Annotated in this window: 1 protein-coding gene; it reads left to right on the forward strand. The window is 13.8% G+C overall.

Translation table 11 applies throughout. The features are described 5' to 3' along the window. On the forward strand, positions 1 to 199 hold a 199-nt coding region (locus AAEY93_RS21300; protein ID WP_351079691.1), incomplete at its 5' end, for a hypothetical protein. Positions 200 to 240: the final 41 nt, after the last annotated feature.

Below are 240 nucleotides of genomic sequence, written 5' to 3' on the forward strand. Positions count from 1 at the left end.
CGTTAAAACTAAAAAATTTATAAAAAAAATGGAAAATCCTAAAGAAAAAATAAATAAATATGAATTAATAAAAAAAAAAATAAAAGAACATGAAATAAAAAACAAAAAAATTAAAAGAAAAAAAAAAAAAAAAAAAAAAGCAAGTGCTTATCGGAAATTAATAATACAAGAAAAAATAATCCAAAAACCGAGAATATAAAAAAAAAATAAAAATTATAAAAAAGATTTGATAATAAACAA

This window comes from Shewanella sp. CAL98-MNA-CIBAN-0140, assembly GCF_040309905.1.
GTDB lineage: Bacteria > Pseudomonadota > Gammaproteobacteria > Enterobacterales > Shewanellaceae > Shewanella > Shewanella psychromarinicola.